The sequence below is a fragment of the Burkholderia stabilis genome, assembly GCF_001742165.1.
Lineage (GTDB): Bacteria > Pseudomonadota > Gammaproteobacteria > Burkholderiales > Burkholderiaceae > Burkholderia > Burkholderia stabilis.
The window spans coordinates 1,317,638-1,344,099 of record NZ_CP016443.1 but is presented as its reverse complement, the minus strand read 5'-3'; the positions used below and the strand labels follow the sequence as shown (position 1 = coordinate 1,344,099).

At 70.3% G+C, this 26,462-nt stretch carries 15 protein-coding genes; 9 read left to right on the top strand and 6 right to left on the bottom strand.

Annotated features, from left to right (window positions below):
* Positions 1-43 precede the first annotated feature (43 nt).
* The 9 genes from BBJ41_RS23950 (at position 44) to asnB (ending at position 8,931) form a co-directional block, all read left to right on the top strand.
* The gene (locus BBJ41_RS23950) at positions 44-520 is read left to right on the top strand and encodes a hypothetical protein (protein WP_069748749.1); all 477 of its coding nucleotides are present in this window, start codon (positions 44-46) and stop codon (positions 518-520) included.
* Between the two features lie 49 nt (positions 521-569).
* Positions 570-1,448, top strand: coding sequence for a type III secretion system inner membrane ring lipoprotein SctJ (sctJ, locus tag BBJ41_RS23945; RefSeq protein WP_069748748.1), 879 nt, complete (start codon positions 570-572; stop codon positions 1,446-1,448).
* Complete coding sequence (locus BBJ41_RS23940; RefSeq protein WP_069748747.1) at positions 1,445-2,194, top strand: SctK family type III secretion system sorting platform protein; 750 nt, start codon at positions 1,445-1,447, stop codon at positions 2,192-2,194. Before sctJ ends, BBJ41_RS23940 begins: the two co-directional genes overlap by 4 nt.
* Positions 2,176-2,805: a type III secretion system stator protein SctL gene (gene sctL / locus BBJ41_RS23935; RefSeq protein WP_069748746.1), complete on the top strand. Its 630-nt coding sequence runs from the start codon at positions 2,176-2,178 to the stop codon at positions 2,803-2,805. The genes BBJ41_RS23940 and sctL overlap by 19 nt, the downstream gene beginning before the upstream one ends.
* Entirely contained in the window at positions 2,802-4,190 is a 1,389-nt protein-coding gene (locus tag BBJ41_RS23930) for a FliI/YscN family ATPase (protein ID WP_069748745.1), read from the top strand. Before sctL ends, BBJ41_RS23930 begins: the two co-directional genes overlap by 4 nt.
* On the top strand, positions 4,183-4,866 hold the full coding sequence (locus BBJ41_RS23925; RefSeq protein WP_069748744.1) for a hypothetical protein: 684 nt from the start codon (positions 4,183-4,185) through the stop codon (positions 4,864-4,866). Before BBJ41_RS23930 ends, BBJ41_RS23925 begins: the two co-directional genes overlap by 8 nt.
* Positions 4,860-5,669, top strand: coding sequence for a type III secretion system export apparatus subunit SctT (gene sctT / locus BBJ41_RS23920; protein ID WP_069748743.1), 810 nt, complete (start codon positions 4,860-4,862; stop codon positions 5,667-5,669). The genes BBJ41_RS23925 and sctT overlap by 7 nt, the downstream gene beginning before the upstream one ends.
* Before the next feature lie 16 nt (positions 5,670-5,685).
* Complete coding sequence (locus BBJ41_RS23915; RefSeq protein ID WP_069748742.1) at positions 5,686-6,717, top strand: EscU/YscU/HrcU family type III secretion system export apparatus switch protein; 1,032 nt, start codon at positions 5,686-5,688, stop codon at positions 6,715-6,717.
* A 246-nt stretch (positions 6,718-6,963) separates the two neighbouring features.
* A complete protein-coding gene (asnB, locus tag BBJ41_RS23910; protein ID WP_069748741.1) occupies positions 6,964-8,931 on the top strand; it encodes an asparagine synthase (glutamine-hydrolyzing) in 1,968 nt (655 codons plus the stop codon).
* A gap of 46 nt (positions 8,932-8,977) precedes the next feature.
* Here asnB and BBJ41_RS41240 read toward each other — a convergent pair whose 3' ends face one another.
* The 6 genes from BBJ41_RS41240 to BBJ41_RS23880 form a co-directional block, all read right to left on the bottom strand.
* Entirely contained in the window at positions 8,978-20,272 is an 11,295-nt protein-coding gene (locus tag BBJ41_RS41240; protein ID WP_069748740.1) for an LWXIA domain-containing protein, read from the bottom strand.
* A 172-nt stretch (positions 20,273-20,444) separates the two neighbouring features.
* A complete protein-coding gene (locus BBJ41_RS23900; RefSeq protein WP_069748739.1) occupies positions 20,445-21,236 on the bottom strand; it encodes a lytic transglycosylase domain-containing protein in 792 nt (263 codons plus the stop codon).
* Entirely contained in the window at positions 21,233-21,907 is a 675-nt protein-coding gene (gene sctR, locus BBJ41_RS23895) for a type III secretion system export apparatus subunit SctR (RefSeq protein WP_069748738.1), read from the bottom strand. Before sctR ends, BBJ41_RS23900 begins: the two co-directional genes overlap by 4 nt.
* Before the next feature lie 3 nt (positions 21,908-21,910).
* Positions 21,911-23,065 carry a type III secretion system cytoplasmic ring protein SctQ gene (sctQ, locus tag BBJ41_RS23890; RefSeq protein WP_069748737.1) on the bottom strand — a complete coding sequence of 385 codons (1,155 nt, stop codon included), beginning with the start codon at positions 23,063-23,065 and terminating at the stop codon, positions 21,911-21,913.
* A 400-nt stretch (positions 23,066-23,465) separates the two neighbouring features.
* Positions 23,466-23,864 (bottom strand): winged helix-turn-helix domain-containing protein, encoded by a 399-nt coding sequence (locus tag BBJ41_RS23885; RefSeq protein WP_059449537.1) that lies wholly within the window; start codon positions 23,862-23,864, stop codon positions 23,466-23,468.
* Between the two features lie 386 nt (positions 23,865-24,250).
* Positions 24,251-26,461 (bottom strand): xanthine dehydrogenase family protein molybdopterin-binding subunit, encoded by a 2,211-nt coding sequence (locus BBJ41_RS23880; protein WP_069748736.1) that lies wholly within the window; start codon positions 26,459-26,461, stop codon positions 24,251-24,253.
* Position 26,462 lies beyond the last annotated feature (1 nt).

The following is a 26,462-nucleotide window of genomic DNA, read 5'->3' as shown; positions in this document are numbered from 1 at the left end:
GCCGATGCGGTCCGGCGCCTGCCAGCCAAGGAGGGCATAGATCATGTCAGTGACAGGCGTAGGCGCAGCGCCGCCGGGCGCTGCCGCGCTCGCGAGCGCGGCGCAGCAAACGGGTTCGGCGTCCGATCCGGCGCAGGTGCGCCAGTTCGATGCGCTGATGCAGCCGGGCGCGTCGCCGGCCGCGCAGGCGCCATCGTCGGGCGTCGCGATGGCGCGCGTGACGGCGGACGCGGCGCCGGCCGTGCAGATGACGCCCGCGCAGGCGAACCCGTCGTCGCTCGTCGAGCGGTTGCGCACGTACGGCAACGATCTCGACACGCGGTACGCGAACATCGACAAGCATCGCGGCGAGATGCTGACGTCGATGGCCGACAGCCGCAGCGATCCGTTGATGACGATGGTGAAGGCGATGGATTTCCAGTGGACGGCGACCACCACGATTTCCGAATACCAGTTGAGCCTGTCGGTCGCGCAGGCGGCGAACGGCTTCACGCACACCGTGCTGAAGACGCAGGAGTGAAAGCGCGCGGGGCCGGATACGGCCTCACGCGCCATGAAGCGGACAAACGATGACGACGATCGATTCGACGCCGCGCGCGCATGCGTGGCGCAGCCGGGCAGCGCGCGCGCTGCTCGCGGGGCTGCTCGTGCTGCTGGCCGGGTGCCAGAAGGAGCTGTACTCGGGCCTGTCGGAGCGCGACGCGAACCAGATGGTCGCGGTGCTCGGCGACGCGGGCATCAGCGCGTCGAAGGACAACGACGCGCGCGACACGTCGGACCGCAACGCGTGGCTGGTCAGCGTCGCGGACGGCGACATGCAGTCGGCGCTCACGGTGCTGCAGGCGAACGGGCTGCCGAAGGCGAGCTATGCGAGCCTCGGCGAGCTGTTCCAGAAGCAGGGCCTTGTGTCGACGCCGGCCGAGGAGCGCATGCGCTACCTGTACGGCGTGTCGCAGGACCTGTCGCGTACGTTGCAGGACATCGAAGGCGTGGTGGTCGCGCGCGTGCAGGTCGTGATTCCGGAGAACGATCCGCTGGCGGACAAGATCAAGCCGTCGTCGGCGGCCGTGTATATCCGCTACCGGCCCGGCGTCGACCTGCGCGCGATGGCGCCGATGGTCAAGGATCTCGTCGCGCACAGCATCGAAGGGCTGCAGTACGACAACGTGTCGCTGTTCCTGCAGCCGGCCGCCGCACGCACGGCGCGCGTGGACGGGATCGGCAGCGCGGTGTCGGACATCCTGCGGCTGCGTTCGCCGCTCGGCTGGCTCGTGTTCGCGCTGATCCTGCTGACCTGCGCGGTGATCGCGCTGTCGGCGGCGCGGCGCGGGATGTTCGGCACACGGCTTGCCGGCCTGCTCGGCGCGGCGCGCGGCGGCAACGGTGCAGCCGGGCAGTCGTCCGGCGGCGGGCTGCGCACGCCGGACGGCGCGCGCGACGGCGCATGAGCGATCCGTATGCGGCGCCGCCGGGCGACGCGGCGGCTCCGGCCGATACCGCGCCGCTGCCGTGGCTGCAGCCGCTCGCGCCGCCACCGGCCGGGCGGCGCGCGGCGTTTCATGCGCTTGTCTGCGACTTCAACCTGCGGCCCGACCGCTATCTGCACGTGACGCGCGTGCCGGCCGACTGGCCTGCGCGCTACCGCTCGCCGGATGCGTTCGGCGCGGCCGGCCGCAAGCTGCTCGCGCGGCACCTGCTCGATGCGAACGGCGTGGCCGGCCGGCACGACTTCGACGTCGCGAACCCGTGCGCGCGGCTCGCGCTGCTGCCGGGTGCGGCGCTCGAGCAACTGGCGTCGTATGCGGGGCTGCTGCTGCATCGCCACTGGCTGCGCGACGCGCTGGCCGCGCGGCGCATTCGCGCGGAAGTCGCGGCGCGGCTCGGCGGCGACGCGCTGGAACTCGCGCTCGAGCGCGCGCCGGAATTCGGCGCGCTCGCCGACACGCTCGAGCCGTGGCGTGCGGACCCCGCCGCGCTGCCGGCGGTGATCCGCGCACGCGGCGGGCGGCTGCTCGCGGATTTCATCGGCGTGGCCGGCGATGCGGTTGCGCAACGCGTGCGCCTGAAATTCAACCGCGCGATCGACGACGAGGCGCCTTACTGGCTGAACCGCGCGCAGCGCGACCAGTTCGGTGAGCTGCTGTTCCTGTTTCTGATTCCCGAGAGGCTTGCGTCATGGGACTGGCTTTTCTGATCACGAGCGACAACCTGCAGCTGCTGTCGGAGCGCAAGGTGCTCAAGGAGCGCGAATACGCGGCGCTGCTCGACGCGTCCGCGGTGATCGCGACCGCGCACGACGAGGCCGCGCGCATCGTCGCCGACGCGCAGCGCGAATTCGACAAGCGCCAGGCGGCCGGCTACGACGAAGGGATGCGCCGCGCGCAGCGCGAGCAGGCGGCGCAGGCGTATACGCAGGCGCTCGCCGCCACGCGCACGATGGAGACGATGAAGGATGCGATGGCCGACATCGTCGTGAAGGCCGTGCGCGCGATCGTCGGCGAGATGAGCACGCAGAAGCTGTACGAGGCCGCGCTGTCGCGGATCGCGCCGCTCGTGCGCGACGAGGCGTTCCTGATCGTGCGCATCGCGCCCGGCCGGACCGACGAGATGCGCGACGCGCTCGATGGCGCATTCGCCGGACAGTCGAACCGGCAGAAGATCCGCATCGTCGAGGATGCGCAGCTCGAACGTCACGCATGCACGGTCGAGACGCCGTCCGGACGCATCGATGCAAGCCTCGACCTGCAGATCGACGCGCTGCGCCAGGCGATCCGCCGCGACGCATTGAAGGGCGGCACACGATGAACGCGCCACTCGATGACGCGCAATCGTTCGGCGGCGACGGTGGCGACGACGGCGACACGCCGTTCGATCGCGGCCGCCTCGTCGGCGATCTCGACGCGGGGCTCGCGTTCTTCTCGCCGGTGTCGGTGCAGGGCCGCGTCAATCATGCCGTCGGGCAGATCCTGAACGCGACCGGCATCCGCGCGCGGCTCGGCGAGATCTGCGAGCTGCGCACGCCGAACCAGCCGACGCTGCTCGCCGAGGTGGTCGGCTTTTCGCGGCAGACGACGCTGCTCACGCCGCTCGGCGACGTGGCCGGCCTGTCGCCGGAGACGATCGTCGTGCCGTCCGGGCGCGAGCACGTGTTTCCGGTCGGCGAAGGCTTGTTCGGCCGCGTGCTCGACGGGCTCGGCCGGCCGCTCGACGATCGCGGGCCCGTGACGGGCGCCGCGTGGGTGTCGACGCAGCAGGACCCGCCGAACCCGCTCGCGCGCAAGATGATCGACACGCCGTTTCCGACCGGCGTGCGCGTGATCGACGGGCTGATGACGCTCGGCATCGGGCAGCGCGTCGGCATCTTCGCGCCGTCGGGCGTCGGCAAGAGCACGCTGCTCGGGATGATCGCGCGCGGCGCGCAGGCCGACGTGAACGTGATCGCGCTCGTCGGCGAGCGCGGCCGCGAGGTGCGCGAATTCATCGAGCACAGCCTGTCGCCCGAGGTGCGCGCGCGTTCGATCGTCGTCGTGTCGACGTCCGACCGGCCCGCGATGGAGCGCGTGAAATCCGCGCTCGTCGCGACCGCGATCGCCGAGCATTTCCGCGATGCCGGCAAGCGCGTGCTGCTGCTGGTCGATTCGCTGACGCGCTTTGCGCGCGCGCAGCGCGAGGTCGGGCTCGCGAGCGGCGAGCCGCCGACGCGGCGCAGTTTCCCGCCGTCGACGTTCGCGGTGCTGCCGCGCCTGCTCGAACGCGCGGGGCAGGGAGCGAACGGGTCGATCACCGCGCTCTACACGGTGCTCGTCGAAGGCGACGAGGAATCGGACCCGATCGCCGAGGAAGTGCGCTCGATTCTCGACGGCCACATCGTGCTGTCGCGCAAGATCGCGCTCGCGAACCGCTATCCGGCGATCGACGTGCTCGCGAGCCTGTCGCGCGTGATGCCGCTCGTCGCGAGCCGCGCGCACCAGCTTGCGGCGGCGCGCGTGCGCGAGCTGATCGCGAAGTACCAGGAGATCGAGCTGCTCGTGCAGATCGGCGAGTATCGCGAGGGCAGCGACCGCCTCGGCGATCTCGCGCTGCGCGCGCGCGACGCGATCGGCGCGTTCTGCGCGCAGGCGTCGCACGAGGACGTGCGCTTCGACGCGCTGCTCGCGAAGCTGACGAAGCTGGCGAACGATCATGTCTGAAGCCGACGACCGCCTCGTGCTCGCGACGCTCGCGCGCCTGAAACGCGTGCGCGAGATGCGCAGCCAGATCGCGCGCGTCGCGGCCGCGCGCCAGCAGGGCATCGCCGCGCAGAGCCGCCGCGCGCTCGATGCCGCGCACGCGCAGCTCGCGCAGCAGGTCGCCGCGAAGGCCGCGATCCAGACGCGGCTCGCCGACGACGTGCGCGAGGCGCGCGCGCTGCAGAACGCGGCGGCCGACACGCGCACGTTCGATCGCCACATCGGCACCGCGAACGCGTCGGTGAGCCAGGCCGCGAACGTGCATCGCGGCCACGAGGCGACGCTCGCCGATTTGCAGCGCGCCGCGCGCAAGGCGAAGGCCGCGGAGGACAAGCTCGAGAAAGCCGGCGAGAAGGCATTGCAGGCGCGCGCGGCGCGGGTCGAGCGCGATGCCGACGAAGTCGCGGACGGTTACGCGGTGCGGCGCTTCGCGACGTCCGGCGTATGGAGCGGCGCGGCAGGCGATACGGCCGGTCATGCGGCCGCGCAGCCCGAAGCGGCCGCCGCGTTCGATGCGGAGATGGCCGCGCAGCCGGCCGATGCGGAAGCCGGCACGAACGATGCCGCCGGTGCGGACGACGCCACCGCCCCGGCCGGCGATGCCGCGCCGGCTGCCGCCGCGGAGCGCCGATGCTAGACCAGGCCGCGGGTTTCAACGACGTCGCGGGTACGCTGCGGCCGCTGCTCTACGTGATGCCGCGCCTGTTGCCGATCATGTTCGTCGTGCCGGTGTTCAACGAGCAGATCATCACGGGCCTCGTGCGCAACGGGATCGCCGTCGTGATCGCCGCGTTCGTCGCGCCGGCGATCGACTCCGCGCAGGTGGCCGCGCTGCCGTTCCTGATGTGGTGCCTGCTCGTCGCGAAGGAAGCGATGGTCGGCCTGTTGCTCGCGGGCGCGTTCAGCGCGGTGCTGTTCGCGATCCAGGGCGTCGGCTACCTGATCGACTTCCAGACGGGCAGCGGCAGCGCCGCGTTCTTCGATCCGATGGGCGGGCACGAAGGCGGCCCGACCTCGGGCTTCCTCAACTTCGTCGCGATCGCGCTGTTCGTCACGGCCGGCGGCCTGCAGGTGCTCGTGCAGCTGTTCGCGCAGTCATATGCGTGGTGGCCGATCGGCTCGCTCGGCCCGGATTTCTCGTCGATGCTGCAGACCTTCATCGTGCGGCAGACCGACACGATCTTCGAATGGATGGTGAAGCTCGCCGCGCCGGTGACGATCGTGCTGGTGCTCGTCGAGCTCGGCATCGGCCTCGTCGGGCGCGCGGTGCCGCAGCTCAACATCTTCGTGTTCTCGCAGCCGCTGAAGAGCGCGCTTGCACTGCTGATGATGGTGCTGTTCCTGCCGGTGGTGTATGCGTCGCTGCATTCGCTGTTGAGCCCCGACAGCGGGCTGATCGCGCTGCTGCGCGCGCTGTTCGCCGCGCACGGCGGCGCCTGAGCGCGACGGAGCCGACATGGCCGAAAAGGACCAGAAGCCGACCGCGAAGCGCCTGCGCGAGGCGCGCGAGAAAGGCGATGTGCCGAAGAGCGCGGAGACGATCTCGTCGGCGTTCTTCGTCGGTGTGTGCGTCGCGCTCGCGGTGGGGATCGGGTCGCTGTTCGCGCGGCTGCAGGCGCTGTTCCGGCTGGTGTTCGACGCGGTCGGCGCGGCCGACCCGTCCGCACGGATCGCGGTGCTGATCGACGGCGCCGCGCGCGACTGGGCGACGCTGTCCGCGCAGATCGTCGCGGCCGGGTTGCTCGCGGGCCTGCTCGCGGGGTTCGTGCAGGTCGGCGGCGTGATGGCGTGGAGCCGCCTCGTGCCGCAGTTGTCGCGGCTCAATCCGGCCGAGGGCATGAAGAACCTGTGGTCGGTGCGCAATCTCGTCAATCTCGTGAAGATGCTGCTGAAGACGGCGCTGCTCGTGGCGACGCTCGGCTGGCTGATCGTCGAATCGCTCGACCCGTCCGTGCAGTCGGGTTTTACGCGGCCGGTATCGATCCTCGCGCTGATCGTGAAGCTGCTGATGATGCTGTTCGGCTGGGCCGCGCTGATCTACATCGTGATGGCGCTGATCGACATCGTGCACCAGCGGCACGAGTTCAACCAGAAGATGAAGATGTCGATCGACGAAGTGCGGCGCGAGCACAAGGAGGACGAGGGCGACCCGCACATCGCGGCGAAACGCCGGCAACTCGCGCGCGAAGCGCAGTTCGCGTCGCTGCCCGACCGGATCGGCTTCGCGTCGGTGGTCGTCTATTCGCCGCGCGTCGCGGTCGCGCTTTATTACGGTGGAATCGGTTCGCTGCCGTGGGTGCTCGCGCGCGGCGAGGGCGACGCGGCCGAGCGGATCGTGCGGCTCGCGCGCGACGAGCTGCGCCCGACGCTCGCGAACGTCGGGCTCGCGCAGGCGCTGTACGACACGACGCCCGAGAACGGCACGATCCAGCCGCAGCATTTCCGCGAGGTCGCGCAGTTGCTGAAGTGGGCGACCGGCGCGGGTTGACGCCCGCATGCGCTCCTTTTTCGGGCGCCGGGCCTGCGCGGCCATGCGTGCCCATCCGATATGGCCCCTTGCCCGGTCATGCGCGCACGGCGCTTGACGCCAATTTTTTTCCGGTCGTCGTCCGAATTCACCGGTGAATTATTGCTGATTTATTTCTTCGTAATATGGCTCGACCGTCACGCCGGACGGCGGGCCGCAAGGTGCGCCATGCGTGACGGAACAGGTCAACAGGGGCAGGCAAATTACATGTGCGGAATCGACGGCTTTTTGAATAGCGTCGCCATCGATGAGGAGACAGCGCGCGGCACGCTCGCGCGCATGACGGCGAGCCTCGCGCATCGCGGGCCGGACGGGCAGGGGATCTGGGTCGACCCGGAGGCCGGCATCGCGCTCGGCCACCGGCGGCTGGCGATCGTCGACCTGTCGGTGCACGGCCGACAGCCGATGGCATCCGCGTGCGGCCGCTACGTCATGGTCTTCAACGGCGAAATCTACAACCATCGCGAACTGCGCGCGGAGCTGGAACGCGCAGGGCGCGCACCGGCGTGGCGCGGCCACTCCGACAGCGAGGTGCTGATCGCGGCGATCGTCGCGTGGGGCGTCGAGGCGACGCTGCGGCGCGCGACGGGCATGTTCGCGTTCGCGCTGTGGAATCGCGCGTCGCGGGTGCTGACGCTCGCGCGCGACCGGATCGGCGAGAAGCCGCTCTACTACGGGCGGATCGGCGACGCGCTCGTGTTCGCGTCCGAACTGAAGGCGTTGCGCGGTTATCCGGGTTTCGACGGCGCGATCGACCGCGACGCGCTGTGCCTGTACCTGCGGCAGTCGAGCGTGCCCGCGCCCTACACGATCTATCGCGGCATCCACAAGCTGCCGCCCGGCACGTACCTGCAGTTCGAGCATGCGCGCGACACGCCGCGCGTGCGTGCGTACTGGACGCTCGAACAGGCGATCGAGAACGGCCGCGCGCAGCCGTTCGAGGGCAGTGCCGACGATGCCGTCGGCCAGCTCGACACGATCCTGCGCCAGGCCGTCGCGCAACAGATGGAAGCCGACGTGCCGCTCGGCGCGTTCCTGTCGGGCGGCGTCGATTCGTCCGCGATCGTCGCGCTGATGCAGGCGCAATCGGCGACGCCGGTCGACACGTTTACGATCGGCTTCCACGAGGCCGGCTACGACGAGGCCGGTTACGCGAAGGCCGTCGCGCGCCATCTCGGCACGCGGCACACCGAGCTCTACGTCACGGCCGACCATGCGCTCGGCGTCGTGCCGAAACTGCCGACGATCTACGACGAGCCGTTTTCCGATGCGTCGCAGATTCCGACCTTTCTCGTGTCGGAGCTGACGCGCCGGCACGTGAAGGTGAGCCTGTCCGGCGACGGCGGCGACGAATTGTTCGGCGGCTATACGCGCTACTTCCTGACACCGCGCCTGTGGCGCAAGCTGCATCGCGTGCCGGCCGCCGTGCGCGCGCGGATCGCAGCCGCCCTGCATGCGCTGCGGCCCGATCATGCCGACCAGCTCGCGGCCGTCGCGCAGGGTGCGTGGGGCGGCGTGGAAGCGCGCGAATCGGCGGCGCGCATCGGCGACCGCCTGCACAAGCTCGGCCACGTGATGACGGCCGAGAGCCGCATCGGCCTGTACCGGCTGCTGATGTCGGCGGTCCATCATCCCGAGCGCATCGCGCTGTCGGGGCAGGAGCCGCCGACGCCGCTCGACACGGCGTCCGCGTGGCCCGCACACCTGAGCTTCGCCGAGCAGGCGATGGCGATCGACACACTCACCTATCTGCCGACCGACATCCTCGCGAAGGTCGACCGCGCGGCGATGGCGGTGAGCCTCGAGACGCGCATGCCGTTCCTCGATCATCGCGTCGTCGAATTCGCGTGGCGCGTGCCGGCGGCGGTGCGCTTGCCGGAAGGGCAGTCGAAGGCGCTGCTGCGCGGGCTGCTCGACCGGTACGTGCCGTCGGCGCTGATCGACCGGCCGAAGCAGGGCTTCTGCGCACCGATCGACCACTGGCTGCGCGGCGCGCTGCGCGACTGGGCCGAGGCGCTGCTGCGGCCGTCGCGGCTGCGCGAGGAAGGCTTCTTCGACGCGGCCGCGGTCGAACGCCTGTGGCGGCAGCACCAGACGGGCCGGATGAACTGGCAGCACCAGTTGTGGACGGTGCTGATGTTCCAGGCGTGGCTGGAGGCGCAGCGGGCGGCGTGACGAAAGCGCCGTGCGCGGCGGCGCATCCCGGCCGCCGGGACGAACGTCAGCCGACGTTCAGCGGCGTGCCGATCGGCAAATTCCCGGGATCGTGCGCGACGGACGGATTGAGTTGCAGGATCTCGTTCAGCGCGCGCGCATCCTGTTCGCCGGGCGTCATCGCCTGCTGGTCGGCACGCGACACGTGCGCGGCGTCGAGCAGCGACTGGCGATGCTGGTCCGCGATCACCCACAGCGAATCGCCGTCGACGACGATGTAGGGCTGCGGGGTGTTCGCCGGCGATGGCGTCTGCGCAGGCTGGGGCGGGGCCGTCGGCTGCGTGGCATGCGTGACGGGCCCCTGCTGCCCAGGCGTGGCGGCCGGAGACGGTGCGACGGCGTTCTGCGTCGGGCCGCTGCCCGGTTGTTGCGTGCCGGGGGGCGGCGGGTTGCCATTGTCGTCCTCCAGCGCGGTGTAGATCCACTTGCCGACATAGATCAGGATCGGCGCGACCAGGAGCGAAGTCGGAATCGGGCCGGTGATCCGTTTCGTCAGATTCGGGAAATGCGTGTCGATGCGCGCGAGCGCGAGCAGCGTCGCGGACGACAGCGACGAAATCGCGGCCGGCAAGTCCGAATGAATGGCGGGTTGCGGGCCGACGAAAGGCGCGATCGCACCGCCGGCGATGCTCGCGAGGTCCGACATCAGATCGATGCCGCGCACGATGCGGCTGCGTCGTTCGATGCTCAGGTGCGCAAACGCGCTGCCCTGCACGAGGCCCGTATACGTGATGCCGAGTAGCGCGCCGGCTGCGCCGAGCGCGGGCACGACCGACGGATTCTGCAGCAGCGCGTGCAGCGACAGCTCGCCGAGGCTCGCATAACCCGCGATCGCGGCGGCCCGTCCGGCCTTGCCGATGAAGCGGCGCGGATTCCCGTAGTGCAGCTGCTGGATCGAGGTACCCGCGAGCACGCCCTGCATCTGCTGGAGCATGTCGTTGGCGATCATCTTCGTGTATTCGAGCGTCTTGTCCGCGGGCAGCGACGCGGCCTGGTGCAATTCCAGCTGGAGCCGGATCTTCGCACGCGCGCTTTCCGCGAGCAGGATCAGCGACGCATTGCGCTGCGCCGCGTGCATCTGGTGCGCGGCGAGCTGGTTGTTCAGGCCGTCGACGAAGCGGTCGATCACGCGGTCGAACAGGCGCGGGTCGCCGCTTTGCAGCACGCGAACGGTGTCCTGGTGCAGCGCCTGCACGAGCCGGCCGGTCCGCACGCCGACGAACGCCGCATTCGCGGCCTGCTTGAAGCGGTCCGGTGTCAGGCCGAAGTGATGGACCGCGAAGCCGGCCGCCGCGCCGACGGCGATCGACAGCAGGTTCTTGCGGTTGAGCATTGCGCCGATCCAGCTGTCCGGCTGGTGCAGGCGCAGCGCATGCAGTTCCGCGGCTGCGGCGCGCGGATCGTCGGGCGTCATCGGGTCGTGCGTCTGCGCGCTGACGAGCCGGCTTTCGCTGATCGGTTGCGTATCGGCGGAGACGAGCGCCGGCGCAAGGACGGTTTCGCGCCAGGCGCGCAGCGGTTCGACGCCAGCGCCGCCGCCGTCCGCCGTGACGATCTGTTCCGGCTCCGCGAGCCGCGCGCCGACTTCCGCGAGCCACCGTTCGTTGAACATCCGGGCGGCATCGCTGTTCGCGGGTGCGCGGCGCGGGTCTGCCGCCCATTTGTCGGTTGCGAAGCGCGACGTCGCATAGCGTGCGCGATGCAGCAGTTGCGTGGTGTTGCCTTCGTACAGCTGCTGGCGCAACGCCGCGATCCGTGCGGGCGACATGCCGCGCGCCCGGCCGATGCGGTCGACTTCCGCGAGCAGCAGGCGGTGCTGGTTCATCAGCGTCGTGCGATCGACGCGATCGTACACGCGCGTCAGTGCGTCGGCGCCGTGCAGCCGGGTGATCGACGGATCGTTCGCTTTGGCGCGCTCGACGAGCAGCGTCGCGAGCGCGGTCGTCAGTTCCTGGTTGGCGACGAAGTCGGCGCCGTGCGTCGCGTACGACAGGCCGACGTGTACCCACGGCAGCGCCGGGTGGTCGAGCAGCGATTTCGCGAGTTCCAGGTGACTTGCACCGGACGCGGGTTCCGGCACGGTGTCCCAGCCGTGAAAGGTCACCATCACGTGCGGCGCCGGCTGGCCGAGGTGCTTCCGGTTCCACGATTCGAGCAGCGAGCCGAGCCGCGCGTGGTCGTGATAACCCGTGTTGGGGCCGGGCTGATGCCGGTTGTCGACGGCCGATACCAGCGCCCGCGCCGGGGCCATTTCGAGGCGCAACAGGAAACCGGCTTTCGACGACGCGTCGAGCCAGTCGTGCAGGTGCTTCTCGACCAGATCGTCGATATGCATCGACTTGCCGTTCGTGCCGGTGATCGTGCCGGTCCAGTAGTCGATCGTCGCGTCCTTGTGGTCGCCGATCGATTTCGCGTCGTGCACGATCCCTGGGTCGTGCCTGGCGCCGCGCGTGGCCGCGAGCGTGTGCGGATCGACCACGATCGTCACGACCGGCGTCACGCCGCCGTAGCGTTCGATCTGCGCGACGAACGTCGCGGGGTCGTCGGATAGCCGGAAAGCGCGGCTCATCGGCACGACGCGCTGCTGATACGCGAAATCGGCGGCGAGAAACCGCCGGCGCAGCGCGCGGTCGATCGCGCGCGCAGCGCTGAAACGGCTCAACCCCTTTTTCTTCAGCGGGATCGGTGCATAGCGCGAGCCGCCGCCCGACCAGTCGCGGGCGACGTACACCGGCATGCCGGTGTCGCGCCACGCCTGTGCGTCGGCCATGATCGCGGGCGGTACGCCGTTGACCGCATCGTCGACTTCGAGCGGCGCGGCGCGCGGGTCGCGCGCATGCTGCACGAGCGCGTCGATCCGGTCGTAGTGCTCGAGCAGGCTCGATGCGTTGCCGTCGCCATAGCGCTGCAGCCATTCGACCTGTGTCGTGCTGACGAGCGAGGGCTGATAGGTCCGTACGTCGAGCACCGGATGGCTCGGCGCCGTGTGTCCGTTGCGCACGGCCGCGGCGTTCGCGCGGCGAATCGACTGCAGCGCCGCCTTGCGTTGCGACCGAAGTCGCTTCGCTTCGGCCGCCCCCCAGTTGCGCCGGGCATCGGATGTGTCTGGCGAGCTGTCTTTTGCCAGTGCGTCGACGTCGGCGAGGCGTGTCTCGAGTGTCGCGAGCCGCGTGCCGCGCGCGTGGTCGGCAAGTGCGTTCGGTGCGAGTTCGGTCAGCAGCAGGTGGATGTCGCCACCGTACGGGCCGTTGCCGATCGGCGACGCCTCGAGCGGCACGCCGGGGCTGTCGGGTTTGCGCCAGTCGTCGTGCCACGTCAGTTTGCCTTCCGCGTCGGCGGTGATGACGGCACGCGGCTTGCCGAGCCGGTACGCGATCCGGTCGCCGCCGCCATACACGTAAATGAAATGCTTGCCGGGCACGAGGCCGCGCGCTTTCGCGAGACCGAGCAGGTGCACGGTGTTGTGACCGCTGAAATCCAGTGCGTGACCGGATGCGGCGGGCAGCAGGCCCGCTTCGAACGGGCGTGCTGCCGGACGCCGTGCTGCGGCCGCGATCGCGCGGGCGCGGCGCAGCGTGACCACCGCGCCCGCACCGGTCAGCGACGGGAGCCGGCGCCGCATGGCGTGCGCGCGGCTGATCGCCACATGGCTGCCGTATCGAAGGCGGCGTGGCGGCAGGACTTCCGTCTTGTCCTTCTTCGGTGGCTGCGGCGCGTCGAAGCGGTCGCCGACCCGCGCGAGCATGGCCGGTTCGACACCGCTGACGAAGAACGTCATGCCGCGCGTGCGGGCGCGTGTGAGCGGCACGCCGTGCAGTTTGCCGTTCGGCCATAACCGGATGCGTCCGCGCTGCGGATACGCGGCGGCGAGCGGCCGTTCCTTCACGCGCGTCTGCGCATGAGGCGCATTTTCCTGGTATTGCCAGACACCGGCGGCGGAGTCGTAGCGCGCGTGACCGGCGATCTTGCCGGTCGCCTTGTCGACGACGTAGATCGTGTCGGCGTGGCCGGCTGCCGCGACGGCCTGTTTCGCGCGTGCGAAGTGCGGCGCATTCGACAGCGCGTCGATTGCGTCGACGTACGCGTCGCGCACGCGCCCGCTTCGCGTGAATTCGACCGTCTCGTCGCCTTGGCGAGCGGGCTCGATCTTTGCCGGGCCGCCGAGTGCGGTCAGCTCGCTGTGCGTGACGGAAGACGCATGGAAATCGAAAGCGCGTCGCGCGTCGGCGGTGGCGGTCGGGTCGCTGCGTTCCATCGCGCTCGACAGCGCCTGCTTCAGCGCCTCCCGTTCTTCCGCGTTCAACGCGTTGCCGAGGAACCGGAGGCGGTGGATCGCGCCATTCGCATCGACATGTGCCGTTGCGACGAACGACGGCGGCGCGTCGGGTGTCGGCTGGCCGGCGCGGGAGATCAGCAGCGTCTTGCCGGTTCCCGTCTGCTGCACCAGTTGGCCGAGCGTGGGCGCGTGCTGGCCCTCGGCGCGCGTCAGCGTGCGCATGTCGCGCTCGTCGAGCCACGCGCGCGCATGCTTCATCGCGCCGCCGTCGAGTGCATGGCGGCCGCGCGCCGGGGCGGCGAGCCTGGCCGGCACCGGGCGTCCGGCGGCCGCGCGAACCTGTTCGCCGTAGTATTCGCGATAGGTCGGATTGCCGGGCGTCGACGTGCGCATGTCGCCGAACGTGTCCGCGAGTGCGGACAGCGCGGCCGGGTCGCGGCTCGCCAGCGCATGCTCGGTCGCGTGGGCGAGCGCGTCGGGCAACTTCGCACGGGCCGAGATGTCGGGCCCGCCGGCGGCGAGGATTTCGTTGCGTATCGTGTGCGCGTTGAGTTCGGCGCGCGCCTCCGCGTCGAGCAACGCGGCCACCGCTGCTTCGGGGCTCGCATGTTCGGTGGCGAGCGCGCCGGTCGTGAGGTCGACGCCGTGCTGCAGTTCGTGGCCCCAGACGAACACGAGCGTGCCGGCGCGGCGCGTATTGCCGTCGAGCACGATCGTGCGCGTCTGCGCGTCCGCATAATGGCCGCCGCCGGGCACGCCGACCCGGATCTTCCAGCCGTCGTCGCGGACCAGCCGCATCTGGGCGCGAAAGGTCGGCGACTGCCGTGCGATCGCGTGCGCGCGCATCAGCAGCACGCGGCCGCGGAATCGCTGCACGACGCGCCCGAGCATGCCCGGGCGTTGAGCGTAAGCGCCGCTTTCTGCGTAAGCGGGATGGGCGAGGCGAATGCGGCCCGTCTCCACGCCGCGCTGGATCATGTCGATGACCCCGTCGATCCGCTCGACGACGTCGCCTTCGGGGTCTCCCTTGTGCATGACCTGACCGGGATCGTGCAGCAGGACGTCGCCCTTGTGGCCGAACAGCACCTGGAAGTCGTACAGCAACCCGTGCGCTTGCGTGACGTTGCGAATGTTCACGAGATCGGCGACACCGGTGCGCAGGACCACGCCGGGCAGACCGAGTCCTTTCTCCATCGCGGTGCTGCTCAGGCGCGCGGCCGGCTTGTTCACGACGCCCATCCGGCCCAGGTGCGAAAACGGCCCGTCGACCGTGCTGACGGGCAGGTTGAGCCGCTTCAGTTCGCGCAGGCCGTTCTGTTCGGCGCGGGTCTCCTCGTGCGCGACGATGACGCCGTCCGGCGATGTGTCGCGGAAGAAGCCGATCGCCTGGCCCGTGCCGCCGTCGAATACCGTCTTGTAGAGCCCGGAGCCGAGGAGCGGGCCGAGGTGGTCGGCAGGATCGACCGGGCGCGCGGGATCGCCGGCGACGTGCAGCCGGCCGCCGGTGACCGACAACTCGCCGAGCGCCGGTTGTTCGTAAGCGGCCGGCACATAGCGGTTCATGCCCGACAGGTCGGTCGGCATGCCGCCTGCGCCGAAAGCGTCCGGGTGCACCGCGTAGACCGGGCGTTGCCACAGGTTCGCCAGTTGCGCGGCCGCGCCTTCGTTCGCGTGCCGCGCGGCCAGGATCACCACGCGCTGGCCTGCGTACGGAATGTCCGACAGCAGCGTGAAGCCGTGCGGATCGATCGGCCGGCCGTCGGGGCCGAGCAGCGTGCCGTCGTGCCGCGTGTCGGCATGGACGATGGCGAGGCGGTCGGCTTCGTCCATCGACACGAGGCCGCGCCGCCTGAGGCCCAGCGCATCGAGCGCCGGCGTCGCGGCACCGAACGGCGACGCATTGCGCTCGACATGCGCGCGCGACCATGCGACGCGCTGCGCCTGGATCTCGCGCATCGAGCGCGGCGCATCGTCGCGCGGCTTGTCGCGGCCCCGGTTGTCGTGCGGCGGCTCGCCCGCATCGCGCGGATGCGTATTGTCGCGATTGCCGCGACTGCCGAGGTCGACGTCGTAGCGGGCCTCGAACGAATTGAGCTGCTTGCTTGCCTCGGCTTCGAGCGCCTTGCGCGTGTAGCGGCCTCCACCGGTGCGCTTGCCGGTTGCATTCACGCGCGAACGGTCGCTGCCGAGCAGGCGCATCTGCTGCGCGAGCGTGCCCGACTGTTGCGCGAGTGCGCTGACCTGGTTCGGCAGCGGCGCACCGCCGGCACGCATCTGCACATCGGGCCGCTTGAGCTTGACGTCGCCGCGCTCGATCCCGCGTTCGAGCAGCGTGATCTGGTCGTCGACATCGGCCAGGGTCTGACGATACGCGTCGCTGTTCGTCTCGATCGGGCCGGGATCCGCGAGCAGCAGCCGGCCGTCGCGGTACACGCCTTGTGGATCGAAATAGAGCCGGTCCTGCAGGATCGCGTCGCGCAGCGTGCGCAACGTCTGCAGCGATTCGGGGTCGAGCGTTGTCGGCAGCAGGCCGCGCCCGGCATCGCCCGTGTGCAGCGCGCCGCGCGGCTGGTACAGCACCGCGACGCGATCGGCGTGCGAAAAGGGGCCGTCCATCGCGACGGTCGGGAGATCGTACCGGCGCCGCAGCAGCGCGAGCGCCGCGCGCTCGGTGTCGGCGCTCGCCCGTTGTTCGGCGCGCGTGCTGAAATCCTCGTAGAGGCCGACGACGGCGTCGCGGCCGAGCGCGAAGCCGCCCTTGTGGGCGCCGAAGCCGAGCAGTGCGCCGAGATGTTCGTTCAGGTCCACGGGCTTGCCGCTGTCCGCATGGAACACCTGACGACCGTCGGCCCGCAGCGGCCCGAGCGCGACTTCCGGGTGCGGCGCGGGATCGAAGCGCAGGAACCCGCTCGTCGCGCGGATCGTGCCGTCCGCGGCGAGCGCGCCGCGCGGCGCGACGAACACCGGGCGGTTCCAGACGTTCGCGAGTTCGGGCGCGAGCCCGGCCTCGGCGCCGCCCGCGACGAGCACGATCGGTTCGTCGAGCCGGGCCGGTGCAGGCAGGCCGTGGCGCGTTTCGAGCGCGAGTTCGTGGCCGGACAACGGCGCGCCGTTCGGGCCCGTCAACGGCGCGTCCGCGTGGCCGCCGCGCACCACGAACAGCGTGCGGCCCCCGTAGGTGTGCTGCTCGACGCGCGGCCCGCCGCTCGCGACCGCGACGTCCGCATCGCGTGCGGCGAAGCCCGGCGCGAGCGGGGAAGCCTCGATCGCATGGAGGACGGTCCATGCGACGCGCTGGCGAAAACTCAGCGGTTCGAGTGGCCCGCCCGAGCCGGCTTCGGCCGGGTTGGCGACCCGCCGGTACTGCATCGTCCGTGCATCGCCGCTGCGGCGATCCGCGCGCGATGCGGTGCGCGCATCCTGGTCGTTCTCGGCATCGCGTTCGCGCACCTGCGCGGACGAGCGGCCCGCCTGCGCGGTCGCGCGCGACGTCGCCGCAGCCGGCTCGGCGACGGCTGCCGCCGTGTCGGCCGCGCGCATCGCGGACGGGTCCGCGCGGGCCGCCAGCGTGCGGGCGCCGTCGTCGTGCGGCGGCGCGGCCGGTGTCGGCGCGTCGGTCGCCGGTGTCGCGGCGCGCGGTGTGCCGACCTGGCTCGGCGCGCGCAGCTCGATACCGTCGGACAGCGTCAGGCTGCCGTCCTTGCCGGCCGTGATGCGGCCATCGGTGTCGTAGCGGTTGAAGCGCGTGCGTTCGAGGGTGCGCCACGAGCCGTCGACCCGCTCCGCGATCGTGATGCGGCCGTCGTGATCGACGAACGCGGTGGTGCCGGTCTTGCCGCGCGCGCCGGTATTCACGGCATTCGCGCGGCTCAATACGCGAATCGGCACGCCTTCGTAAGTCAGCACGCGCTTGCCGACCATCAGCGTGCCGTCGCCAGCCACGGTCACGCTGCGGCCGTCGATCGTCGCGCGCGTGCGGCCGAGCCGCAGCGTACTGGTCGACGTATAGCGGCTTTGGCCGATGCGCACGGTCTGGTCGCCGATCTGCACGGCCTGGTTGTTCAGGTCGCGGCCGCCGAAACCGCCGGTACGCCGCACGATGCCGGTCGTCACCGCCTTGAGCTTCTGGTGGCCTTGCGCGAGACCGAGGTTCAGGAGGAACGACGATGCATCGCCGGCGAGCCGGTCCGTGTGCCCCGTCAGCGCGTCGTGCGTGAACTGAACGCCGGCCTCCGCCGCGCCGCCGAGACCGGTGACCGTCGTTGCGCGCCGCACGAAGGTCGCGAGCGCCTTCGAGTCGTTCAGCAGCGTGGCGATCTTGCCGATCCCGCCGACGCCGGCCGGCACCAGGTTCAGGTAGTCGGCGCGCGCCTCCGCATCGAGCGGATTGATCGTGCGATCGTGCTGCACGCGATTGACGAGGTCGTAACCGGAATTCGCGACGGCAGCCGCGGCCGACGTATAGATCAGCCCGGTACCGGCCACGTTGAGCGCGACGCCGAGCGGCGCGCCGAACACCGTCGCGTCGAGCAGGCCGCCGCCGACCTCGAGCGCGATCCCGCCGAGCAGCATCCCGAGATTCACGTCGCCACCGCCGAACGTGTGCATCACGCCTTCCCACCAACTGTCGTCGTGCGCGGTGTCGTGCCGGTCGATCCGCGCGACGCCGTTCGCGTCGTAGCCGGTCGCGATGTCGAGCGTGCCGTCCGACGACAGCGTGTTGTCGTCGATGAAGTTGCCGACGCTCGAGTATTTCGCGCCCTGATCGTCGACGTAATGCGTGTCGCCGCTCTCGTTCGTGACCTTGAAGATCGCGCTCGTCATCAAGCCGGCGTCCTTCGACGCATAGACGACCGGCATCACGTTGACGCGCGTGCCGGTGCCGCCGCCGACCTTCAGCAGTTCGTCGCGCACCTTGTCGATCGATTCGAGCTTCTTGCCGTCGCTGAATTGCGCGGCGTGCGGGTCGTCGGTCGCGCGGTCCGGCGACAGCCCGATCGCGATGCCGACGAGGTTGCGCTGCTGCGTGTCGTCGAGCTTGCCGAAGTCGATCGTCGCGCCATGCCGCGTCGCCTCGCCGGCCTTGTCGAGCAGCGACTGCGACAGCTCGTTGCGGTGCGCACCGAAGAAGTCCGACAGCGCCTTCGCGTAGTCCTTCTGGTCGGATTCCGTCTTCGGATTGCGCAGCCGCTCGTCGAGATGCGCGTCGAATTCGTTGAACAGTACCTGCTGATGCAGCGTTTCGCCGAGCATCTGCGCCTGCTGAACGTCGCGGTTCGCCTGATCGAGTGCCGCGCGCGCATCGGTCAGCTCCTTCGCGTAACGATTCACGACGAACGGCACCGGCGCGGTCAGCGGAATGTTCTTCGGCGTGCCGTCGGGTTTCGTCACCGAAAACACGCTCGGCGTCGGACCGACGCCATGGTCGCGATTCCACTGGTCGTACCGGGCCTGCAAGCCGTCGGCCTTGATCTGCAGATCCGACTGCTTCGCCTGCGCATCGGCGAGCGTCTGCTTCGTCGCCCGTTCGTTGACGACCGCCGTCATCCGGTCGTCTGCCTGATGCAGCGCGGACGCGATCGTTTTCAGCCCCTTGATCCCGAGCGGCGTCGGATCGTTCGCGATGCACATCGTCCGGTGGTCGTACTGGTTCTGCACGCCGGCCGCGACATCGTCGTAGTGGATCGCGAGCGCGTTGCCGAAGGCGGCGACGAAGCCGTCGTGCGCGATGCTCGCTGCATCCTTCGCCTTCGACAGTTGCGCGGCCGCGTCGTCGACACCGAGATCGGCCCGCGGATCCATGAGTTTCACGCCCGGATGGTCGCGGCGCCATTGCGTCGCGCTCTTCTGCGTGGTGTCGTAATTCGTCTGCTGCTCGGCGGCCTGGCGATTCGCATACAGCATCTGCAGATAGCCGCCGCTCACGCGTGCGTTTGCCTGCGCATGGTTCAGCAGGTCCTTCTGCGTGGCGACCGTCGTGCTCATCACGGCCGGGCCGTACTTGCCGGACACCGCGTCGTACGTGCCCTGGATGTCGGCGACCTTCGCCGCGTCGGTCGCCGCGCTCAGGCACGCGTTCGCATAGTTCGCGTCGTCGGCGCTCTGCGTCAGTTGCGTCCGGGCCTCGTCGGGCTTCAGCGCCGGCGGCACGTCGATCACGCGATCGAGCCGCGCAAGCCGGGTGTTGATGCGGGCGATGCCGGCGCTCATCGCATCGGCGTAGTCGCCGTTCGACGCATACGACTGCAGCTGGGCGAGCGCGAGGTTCGAGTTCGCGATGTCGGCATTGTGAAGCGCCATTGCTTCGGACAGCTTCGCGTCCGCGTTCTGCCATGCGTCGTACGCCTGCTTCTGCTGCGGCGTCCAGTTGTCCTGCGACGCCTTGGCCGGATCTTTGCCGATGTCGGGTACGGCCGCTTTCAGCCGGTCGAGCGCCGCATTCGCGTCGGATTGCGCGGAGCCGGACCGTGTCGGATCGAGCGCCTCGTTGTCGTGATCGGCCTGCTGCGCATACGCGATCATGTAGCCGGCGTCGGTCGTGACGTCGAGCTCCTTTTCCGCCTTCGCGGTGGCCTTGTGCGCGTTGTCGTAAGCCGTTTGCGCGCCGGCGAGCGCGTCCTTCGTCGTGGACGGATCGTTGTGCGCGCTCGTCAGCGCGGTCTGCTTGTCCTGCTCGTCCTTCAGCGCATTGTCGTATTGCGTTTGCGCGCCCTGGATCGCTTTCTGCGCGGCTTTGGTCAGCGGGTCGTCGACCGTGATGTCGGGCGGCTTGGGCCGATACTGGTCGGCGAGGCTCTGGATCAGCGATGTCGCGGACGCGATTTCGGCATTGGTCGGCTTCGACGGATCCGTGTCGGGCGTGACCTGCCCCGCGATCGGCGGCGGGGGCGTGGCGGCCTGCTGCTTCGACGGGTCGCTCGCTTGCTGCGCAGCCTCGCTTGCCGCTTTCGCGCGTTCGGCTTCGAGCGTGCGTTCGAGGAACGCCATCCAGTTTGCGCCCATTCCGACGCCGTCGATATCCAGCATCCAGCTCCTCCCGGGCGCGCATCGCTCGTGGGTGCGCGCATTACGATGCCATTACGGTCAAGCTTGGAGTGTAGAAAGGTGTGCATCGCGACGGCGCAGCGCGTTTCGTAGCGTGCCGCCGATGCGCGCACGTCGAGGGGGTATCGCTACGAACGGCGGGGAGGGGGCGGGCTTACTGCTGATCGAGACACTTCACGCACAGCCGCTTCGCCTGGCTGGCCGGCAGCCCGCGGCACATCATCACCACCGGGCGCGCGTGGCATGACGGCGCATCGGCGGACGCGGCGGGCGACGCCAGCCGGCGCGCGCTTTCGGGCGGCGTGACGGCAGCGGCTTGCGTGCGCCGCCGGCGCTCGGGCGGCGGCGTGTCGCTCACGACGGGAATCGGCTCGATGCCGCCTTCGCGCGCGTTGCGCTGCGCGCTCGCGACGACGCGGCTCACGTAGCCGCTCGAGAAGCCGGTCGTGAAGTTGCCGCTGTAGTAGCACGACAGCGCCGCGCGCAACGCGGCCTGCGTGGCGCGGCCGGTGCCCGACGAGCGCGCGAAGCATTCGGTCAGGATCGCGCCGCCGGCCTGCAGGTTGCGGCACGGCTCGAACATCGTCGTTTCGTCGAGCCCGTATTTCGGAAAGTTGCGCACGTTCACCTGCGCGAGGCCGACGCTGTAGCTGAAGCCGCGCGCCGCCAGCTCGCGCGCGGTCGCACGTGCTTCGTCGAGCGATGCGGGCTGGCGCGTCAGGTGTCCGCCGACCACGCCGATCGCATACGGATTGAAGCCCGACTCGGTGCGCACGAGCGCGGCGAGCGTATCGGGGTCGACGTTCGGCGCGCACGCGCGCGCGAGTTGCGCGAAGCCCGCGCCGCCGCTCGCGGCCTGCACGGCGCGCGGCTGCCCGCACGCGAGCGCGAATGTGGCCAGCGCGCACAGGCACGCGGCGGCGCTGCGCAGGCCGCGCGCGTTCATCCCGCGCCCGCCACGCGGTACGACATCACGAGCCCGTGCACGAGCAGCGACCAGCCGTCGAGCGCGACGAACAGCAACAGCTTGAACGGCACCGAGATCGTCGTCGGCGAGATCATCTGCATGCCGAGTGCGAGCAGGATGTTCGCGACCAGCAGGTCGACGACGATGAACACGATATAGATCACGAAGCCGATCTGGAACGCCTTCGTCAGCTCGGCGAGCGTGAAGCTCGGCACCAGCACGAGCAGGTCGTCGTCCTTGATGCCGTCCGCGCGGTTCTTCGGCCACACCGACGTCGCGGTGCGCACGAAGAATTCGCGGTCGCGCAGCCGCGTGTGCGACACGAGGAAATCCTTGATCGGCGGCAGCGCGGCATCGGCGAGCGCGCCGACGTCGGCGGTCGACAATTGCGCCGACGCGTCGAAGTGGCGCGCCTGCAGCGCGTCGCGGATCGACATCCCGACCGGCGCCATGATGAACAGCGACAGGATCAGCGCGATGCCGTTCAGCACGAGGTTCGGCGGCACCTGCTGGATCCCGAGCGCGGAGCGCAACAGGCCGAGCACGACCACGAGCTTCGTGTAGCTCGTCACCATCAGCGCCGCGAACGGCGCGATGCCGAGCGCGGCGATCACCGCGATCAGCGCAACCGGATTCGGCAGGTTGCCCATCGTTCAGCGCTCGCGCGGCGCGGGTTGCGTCAGCGTGACGACCCGCACGCCGAGCTTCTGGCCGACCGCGATCAGGTGGCCGGTGCCGATCAGCATCCCGTTCGCGACGAGATGGATCACGCTCTGGTTGATCCCTTGCTGCAGTTCGATCACGGCGCCCGGCTGCAGCGCGCTCAGCTCGCCGAGCGGCATCGACGTGGGCGGCAGTTCGAAGCGCAGGTCGACCGCGAGGCCATCGAGCGTGCGCGGCGCGTCGGCGGGCGGCGCGTCGTGCGTCGTCGCGGTCGCGGTGTCGGTGCGGGTCGGTTCCAAAGGCATCTCCCTGATTCGTTCGACGGTCAGCCGGTTGCCCGACGGCCGCCCGGTGATTTCCCACGCCGGCGCGGCCGGCAGCCGCGCGACGCACAGCAGGTTCTGCTCGTGCGCCTGCCAGCGTTCGATCGCGATGATGTCGCCGCCGACGACGTCGGCCAGTTCGGCCGTCGTCAGCTCGGTGCGGCCGATCTCGAACACGAGCGGCACGGGCAGGTTCGCGTAGGCCGCGCGCGCGTCGGCAGGCGCGGCGGGCGCGGCCGCAAAGAACACGGCCAGTGCATCCGGCGTGTCGAACAGCAACGCGCCGTGGCAGCGCCACGCGGCGTCGGCACGGCGCAGCTCGAAGCGCAGCGCGGCCGGCGACGCGCGCCAGGCGGGCGCGCTCGCGGGCGGCGGCAGCAGTTCCACGCGCTGCCGTGTCGCGGCCTGCAGCACGGCCGCGAGCGGCGCGCACAGGTCGGCGAGCAGCGCCGCGCGGATCACGGCCGGCACGGCCGGATCGGCGGCGTCGCCGAGCCATTCCGTTTCCGCGACCGGGTCGATCCACAGCGTGCCGGCGGCCGGGCCGACGACGAAGCGGTACGCATGCGCATCGGCGGCCGGCTCGGCGTCGACGCGCCAGCGCGCCTCGTACGCATGCTCGCCGAGCGTGACCGGGACGGCGCCGGGCGCGCAGTACGCGTGCGACAACCCGCGCGCGGCAGCGGCGGACAGGCGCGGCAGATAGGGCGACGCGTCGAGCGCGACCGCGGCCGGCGGCGCGGCGGATGGCGCGGAAGCGGCGGGCAGGGCCCGGCTCGCGGCGTCGCCGGCGTCGGCATTCGTCAGGAACAGCGCAGGCACGGCGGGATCGGAGCGGATTCGGCGTCGGTTCGACGGGTTGTTCTTGGGGGCCGGTGGCGCGGTGGGGCGCGCGGCTGCTGCGTCGATTGTAGGGATGGCGACGGCCGCGTGCCGCGCCGGAATCCGTAGTCGTGCGCATCGCGTGGCGGCATGGGGCGCGGGGCGCTACGAAGCCCGACGTGGCGTCACGTAGCGCCATGCAATGCGATCGAGCGGGATGCGCGGGGCGGGCGGGGAAAAGCGACCGCCGCCCGGAGGCGGCGGTCGGGTCGCGACTGGCTGGCGTGCCGGGCGTCCATGGCTCGCCCGGCTGGCGAGCCGCGAAGCGCCGCGATTGCGCGCGGCGCGGTGGGGGATCGGTGCCGGCGCGCCGCGAACCGGTGGCGCGCGGGGCGAGTCGTCAGGCGTAGTCGGCGGCCATCGCGGGTTGCGGCGCCGCGCGCAGGATCGGCGCGGCGTCGTGGCGCTCGACGTGCGTCATCGCCGCACCGAACAGCACCAGGCGGTAGCCGACCGCGTAGATCGGGATGATGCGCAGGTTCTTGTCGTGATCGAGCTGCAGCTTCGACCGGATACGCGAGATATGGGTGTCGAGCGTGCGCGACGACACGCCGAGTTCGCGGCCCCAAACGGCTTCCTGGATTGCCTGCCGCGGCACGATCTTGTTCATGTTGTCGAGCAGGAATTCGACGACGTCGAATTCACGCGGCGTAACGTCAACGACTTTGTTGTCGATTTCGATCGTGCGGCGCACGAAGTTGATTTTTATGTTGTCGATGTACAGGTATTTGCAATCCATGGTGGCCCTCGCATGTCCATAAAGGAGTGTTTGCGGGTCATGTGTTGCAACTTCCGGGCCAGGGAACGGATGGTGACGCGCCGGCAGGCGCCGGAGCCGGTGCTGGCGGCGTGGCGGCCTTGAATTTAAAAGAATTTTTAACGCCGCGCACGAGGAGATGTTCCGAAGGGGACGGAACAACGGTGAAGGATTGTTACGTAGCATCGCGGGGCGACGTTACGGGCGTTACGTCTGACGTAACGTGTGGGGAGAGGCGGGAATCCGGGCAGGCTGCGCAGGGCGCGGGCCGGGCCGCGAACCCGATGTCAGGCCCCAGAGCGAGCCCGCTCCCGATAAAAAAGGCCGCGGGACGTCGCCATCCCGCGGCCGGCGCTGTTACCTGCCCGTCACGCCTTCGCGCTATCCGCCGAATCGAACGGCAGCACGTAATGCCGTTTGCCCGTGGCCGCGAAGATCGCGTTCGCGACGGCCGGCCCGACCGGCGCGACGCCCGGCTCGCCGACTCCGGTCGGCGCCTCGGCCGACGGCACGATGTGCACCTCGACCTTCGGCATTTCCGCCATGCGCAGCACCTGGTAGCTGTCGAAGTTGCGCTGCTCGACGTGGCCGTCCTTCAGCGTGATCGCGCTGTGCATCACCGCGCCGAGCCCGAAGCCGATGCCGCCCTCCATCTGCGCGGCGACGATGTCGGGATTGATCGCGATCCCGCAGTCGACCGCGCACACCACGCGCTCGACCTTCACCTTGCCGTCCGCGTCGACCGATACCTCGGCCACCTGCGCGACATAGCTCTTGAACGCCTCGGCCACCGCAATCCCGCGCCCGCGCCCCTTCGGCAGCGGTTTCGCCGGGTCCCAGCCGGCTTTCTGCGCGGCCAGTTCCAGCACGGCGCGCATGCGCGGCTCCTTCGCGAGCAGGTCGCGGCGGAACGCGTACGGGTCCTTGCCCGCCGCGTGCGCGGCTTCGTCGATGAACGCCTCGACCGCATAGGCCGTGTGCGAGCTGCCGACCACGCGCCACCACAGCACCGGCACGCCGGTCTTTGCGGTCGCGAGTTCCACCGACACGTTCGGCACCGCGTACGGCAGGTTCGCCGCGCCCTCGACCGATGTCGCGTCGACGCCGTTCTTGACCATGAACGCCTCGAACGGCGTGCCGGCGAGGATCGACTGGCCGACGATCCGGTGGCGCCAGCCGACCAGCCGGCCGTCCGCGGTCAGCCCCGCGTCGAGCTTGTGGAAGTACATCGGCCGGTAGAGGCCGCCCTGGATGTCGTCCTCGCGCGTCCACTGCAGCTTGACGGGCTTGCCGTCCGCGCCGAGCGCCTTCGCGATCGACACGGCCTCGACCACGTAGTCCGACCACGCGTTCGCGCGCCGGCCGAAGCTGCCGCCCGCGTACAGCGTGTGGATCTGCACCTGCTCGGGCTTCAGGCCCGCGACGTGGGCCGCGTTGCCCTGGTCGACCGTCTGGAACTGGTCGCCGGCCCAGATCTCGCAACTGTCGGGCGTCAGTTTGACGACCGCGTCGAGCGGCTCCATCGGCGCGTGCGCGAGATACGGGAATTCGTACGTCGCGGCGAGCTTGCGCGCGGCGCCGGCGATCGCGGCATCGGCATCGCCGTCCTTGCGCGCGGACGTGCCGGGCTTGTCGGCGAGCTGCCGGTATTCGCGCATGATCTCGTCGGAGCTGCGCTTTTCGGCGTTCGTTTCGTCCCATTCGACCTTCAGCGCGTCGCGGCCCTGTTTCGCGGCCCAGAAGCCGGTCGCGACGACCGCGACGCCGCGCGGCACCTGCACGACCGCCACGACGCCCGGCACGGCCTTCGCGGCCGTCGCGTCGAAGGATTTCACCGTCGCGCCGAAGCGCGGCGGGCGCTGCAGCAGCGCGACTCGCATGCCGGGGAAGGTCGTGTCGAGCGTGAAATGCGCGGTGCCGTTCGACTTCGCCGAGGCGTCGACGCGCGGAATCCGGTGCCCGATCAGCTTGAAATCGGCCGGCTGCTTCAGCGCGACCTTGTCCGGTACGGGCAGCTTCGACGCATCGGCGACGAGCGTGCCGTACGCGGCCGTCTTGCCGCTCTTCGCGTGCGTGACGACGCCGTTTGCGGTCGTCAGCTCGCCGGCCGGCACCTTCCAGCGGGCCGCCGCGGCCGACACGAGCATCGCGCGGGCCTTGCCGCCCGCTTCGCGCAGTTGCTGCCACGAGTTCGCCATCGCCGAGCTGCCGCCCGTGCCCTGCATCGTGCCGAACGCGAGGTTCGCGTAGCGCTTCGCATCGGCCGGCGCGCTTTCGACGCGCACGCTCGACCAGTCGGCATCGAGTTCCTCGGCGACGATCGTCGCGATGCCCGTATAGGCGCCCTGGCCCAGTTCGACGTGTTTCGCGATCACCGTGACGGCGCCGTCGGGCGTGATGCGCAGGAATGCGTTCGGCGCGAAATCGGCGGCGGGCGCGGTCGCGGCGAGCGCGCGGCGGCCGAGGCCGGCCCATTCGAAGCCGATCGTCAGGCTGACGGCGGCCGCGGCGCCCGCGGCTTTCAGGAACGTGCGGCGCGACGGTTGCACCGAACCGGGGTTGTCGAGTTCGATCGTCATG

What these genes read in the sequence shown, in the direction of transcription:
- BBJ41_RS23880 (WP_069748736.1), bottom strand. Translation starts at nt 26,461, where the DNA reads ATGACGATCGAACTCGACAACCCCGGTTCGGTGCAACCGTCGCGCCGC.
- sctT (WP_069748743.1), top strand. Translation starts at nt 4,860, where the DNA reads ATGCTAGACCAGGCCGCGGGTTTCAACGACGTCGCGGGTACGCTGCGG.
- BBJ41_RS23925 (WP_069748744.1), top strand. Translation starts at nt 4,183, where the DNA reads ATGTCTGAAGCCGACGACCGCCTCGTGCTCGCGACGCTCGCGCGCCTG.
- sctR (WP_069748738.1), bottom strand. Translation starts at nt 21,907, where the DNA reads ATGGGCAACCTGCCGAATCCGGTTGCGCTGATCGCGGTGATCGCCGCG.
- sctJ (WP_069748748.1), top strand. Translation starts at nt 570, where the DNA reads ATGACGACGATCGATTCGACGCCGCGCGCGCATGCGTGGCGCAGCCGG.
- BBJ41_RS23885 (WP_059449537.1), bottom strand. Translation starts at nt 23,864, where the DNA reads ATGGATTGCAAATACCTGTACATCGACAACATAAAAATCAACTTCGTG.
- BBJ41_RS23950 (WP_069748749.1), top strand. Translation starts at nt 44, where the DNA reads ATGTCAGTGACAGGCGTAGGCGCAGCGCCGCCGGGCGCTGCCGCGCTC.
- BBJ41_RS23940 (WP_069748747.1), top strand. Translation starts at nt 1,445, where the DNA reads ATGAGCGATCCGTATGCGGCGCCGCCGGGCGACGCGGCGGCTCCGGCC.
- asnB (WP_069748741.1), top strand. Translation starts at nt 6,964, where the DNA reads ATGTGCGGAATCGACGGCTTTTTGAATAGCGTCGCCATCGATGAGGAG.
- BBJ41_RS23930 (WP_069748745.1), top strand. Translation starts at nt 2,802, where the DNA reads ATGAACGCGCCACTCGATGACGCGCAATCGTTCGGCGGCGACGGTGGC.
- BBJ41_RS41240 (WP_069748740.1), bottom strand. Translation starts at nt 20,272, where the DNA reads ATGCTGGATATCGACGGCGTCGGAATGGGCGCAAACTGGATGGCGTTC.
- BBJ41_RS23900 (WP_069748739.1), bottom strand. Translation starts at nt 21,236, where the DNA reads ATGAACGCGCGCGGCCTGCGCAGCGCCGCCGCGTGCCTGTGCGCGCTG.
- sctL (WP_069748746.1), top strand. Translation starts at nt 2,176, where the DNA reads ATGGGACTGGCTTTTCTGATCACGAGCGACAACCTGCAGCTGCTGTCG.
- BBJ41_RS23915 (WP_069748742.1), top strand. Translation starts at nt 5,686, where the DNA reads ATGGCCGAAAAGGACCAGAAGCCGACCGCGAAGCGCCTGCGCGAGGCG.